Genomic DNA, 2,985 nt, shown 5'->3' on the forward strand with positions numbered 1-2,985 from the left:
AGCAGCTGGACAGAATTCTTTCCGGCACAGGAAAAGAAATCTTGGAAGGCGCAGGCTCTGTAAGCCATAAACAGGCTCTTAAAAAAGCCGAAAAGGAATATCAAAAATACATTAAGAAAAATCTTTCCCCAGTCGAACAGGCATATTTAGAAACAATACTGACTTTGGAAAAAGAAGCAAAAGGTGTAGAGAAGAAATAGATGAGTGAAAAGATTTCAATCCGATTTTTTAATGATAGAGAAGTCCGGGCAGTTTGGGATGAGGAAAATTCCAAATGGTGGTTCAGTGTGCTTGATATAATCGGCGTATTGAATGAGCAGGATGACTATGAAAAAAATCGAAACTACTGGAAATATTTAAAGGCAAAACTAAAGCGAGAAAACATCCAGTTGGGTAGTGGCACTAACCAACTGAAATTAACGGCAGCGGACGGCAAAAAATACAAAACCGATGTAATGGACTACAATCAGGTAATTGAGCTTGCAAAAAAATTCCCTAACAATAAGTCTGCTCCATTCATCCAATGGTTTAATTATTCTGACGAAACAATTGACGGCAAAAGCAAGACAAAGGCTTATGCGCTTTTTGAAAGCTCCCTTTTGGAAAGCATTGAGGTTGGAACAATAAACGGCTTAAAACAGATTCATGCGTATCTTTTTGGCGGGCTTTATGACTTTGCAGGAAAAATCCGCACTGTGAATATTTCCAAAGGCGGATTTAAGTTTGCCACGGCTGAATTTTTGCCACAGACTTTGGCTTCAATCGAAAGAATGCCGGAATCAGCATTTGAGCAGATTGCGGAAAAATATGTGGAAATGAACATTGCCCATCCGTTCCGCGAAGGAAACGGCAGAACAACAAGAATCTGGCTGGATTTGATTTTAAAGCGCAGCCTAAAAAAATGCGTAGACTGGAGCAAAATCAACAAAAAAGAATATCTTGAGGCAATGGAACAGAGCGTCTGCGACACTTCAAAAATCAAATTTCTTTTGAACAATGCCCTGACAGATAAAATCAATGACCGTGAGATGTTTATGAAAGGCATTGACTATTCGTATTACTATGAAGAGGCGGAATGATGAGTGAATTGAAAAAACTGGGTGAAATAATTGAACTTGTTGATAAAAGAAATAAAAGTCTTGAAACTACAGAAGTTCTTGGAATTACTATTGATAAAGATTTTATGCCTTCTGTTGCAAATACAATTGGAACTGACTTATCAAAATATCAAATAATCAGAAAGTTCGATTTTGCGTGTAATCCAATGCATGTTGGTCGAGATGAAAGACTTCCTGTTGCTCTATATCAAAAAGATGTTCCAGCTTTAGTTTCTCCTGCATATTTTATGTTTAAAATCAAAGATGATAAGATTGTAGTGCCAGAATATTTAATGCTTGTTTTCAGACGAAAAGATTTCGACAGAAATTGCTGGTTCAGAACAGATGGAAATGTTCGAGGTGGAATCGCTTGGAACGATATTTGCGACATGAAACTCCCAGTTCCTCCACTCGAAGAGCAGCAGAAAATCGTAGATGCCTACAACGCAGTAGAAAACCGCATCAAGATTAAACAGAAGATAAATGAAAAACTGGAAGCAACGGCGCGATGCTTGTTTGATAAAATGACGAAAGATAAGGAAAAAAATACAGCATTTGAAGATATTGCAACAATAAATTCCGGAAAAAGGCCTGAAAATATGCAAGAAGGAAGTTTTCCCCTTGTTGGAGCTGGCAGCGTTATGGGATATATCAGTTCATATAATTATGATGATAAAACATTAGTTATCGGGCGTGTAGGCACTCACGGAAAAGTCCAAAGATTTAATTGTAAATGTTGGTGTTCTGATAACACTTTAACTATAAAAAGTAATTTTTACGAATATTCATATTTCATACTGAAAAATATTGATTATGGATTACTGAATAGAGGTTCTACACAACCTTTGATAACTCAGACAGATATTAAAAATATTCCAATTTTCTTTGAAGAAACTGAAGTCAAGAATTTTGAAAAATCTGCTTCAAAATTGATGAATGTCTATGATTTAAATAGAAAAGAACTTGAAAAACTTGCTCAACTAAAACAGCTGATTGTTTCACAGATTGCAAGGCAGAGGAAAGATAATTTCTAATAAAAAATCAATAAAAATTATAATAATTTTCGATTATAATCAATAAATATTATAATTTTTGTTGATTACATTGGTTGCTTGTCGTATAATCTCGTATATGAAAGAAATCAAGCGAGATTTGCAGAAAGTTCTTGAGGGAAAAATAGGGAGCGGCAAGGTTCTGATTCTGATTGGACCTCGTCAGGTTGGAAAAACTACTCTGTTAAGAAAAATCCTTTCTGAAAATTTTGAAAACAATTCTGTTCAGTATTGGAATTGTGACGAGGTTGAAGTTAGAAAAATCTTATCCGAAGAATCTTCTTCCCGATTTAAATCTCTTATTGGCAGCTCCAAATTCATTGTTATTGATGAAGCTCAGCGTATTCAAAATATTGGGCTTAAGCTTAAAATTCTGCATGATAACTTTCCAGAAGTTCAAATTGCTGTAACCGGCTCTTCTTCCCTTGATTTGTCAAATACCATAAATGAGCCTTTGACCGGGCGAAAGTTTGAATATAATCTTTTTCCTTTTTCTACAAATGAACTTGTTTTAAATTCAAATATGCTTGATGAAATGAAACGGCTTGAAAATAGACTCGTCTATGGTTTTTATCCTGACGTTGTAAATAATCCCGGTGAAGAAAAAGAAATTCTTTCTAATATTGTTTCAAGTTATCTTTATAAGGATGTTTTTGAATTTCAAGATATTAGGAAGCCGGCTGTAATTGAAAAGCTAGTTCAAGCCCTTGCTTTGCAAGTCGGAAGTGAAGTTTCATTCAATGAACTTGGAAATCTTTTGGGAATTGATACTCTTACTGTTCAAAAATATGTGGATTTGCTTGAAAAGGCTTATGTTGTTTTTCATCTTCATTCAT

At 35.0% G+C, this 2,985-nt stretch carries 3 protein-coding genes and 1 pseudogene; all 4 read left to right on the forward strand.

The annotated features are described in order from the left end of the window. Window positions 1-200, forward strand: a pseudogene (locus B4C08_RS08920) (cell filamentation protein Fic); the annotation flags it as partial. Then, window positions 201-1,079, forward strand: a complete 879-nt coding sequence (gene fic / locus B4C08_RS08925) for a protein adenylyltransferase Fic (protein ID WP_296664610.1) — start codon at window positions 201-203, stop codon at window positions 1,077-1,079. Beyond that, a complete protein-coding gene (locus B4C08_RS08930) occupies window positions 1,079-2,131 on the forward strand; it encodes a restriction endonuclease subunit S (protein WP_296664612.1) in 1,053 nt (350 codons plus the stop codon). The genes fic and B4C08_RS08930 overlap by 1 nt, the downstream gene beginning before the upstream one ends. Before the next feature lie 97 nt (window positions 2,132-2,228). Continuing rightward, the coding region (locus tag B4C08_RS08935; RefSeq protein ID WP_296664614.1) for an ATP-binding protein at window positions 2,229-2,985 on the forward strand (757 nt) is incomplete at its 3' end.

It is taken from the genome of Treponema sp. UBA753, from assembly GCF_002297325.1.
Classification (GTDB): Bacteria; Spirochaetota; Spirochaetia; order Treponematales; family Treponemataceae; genus Treponema_D.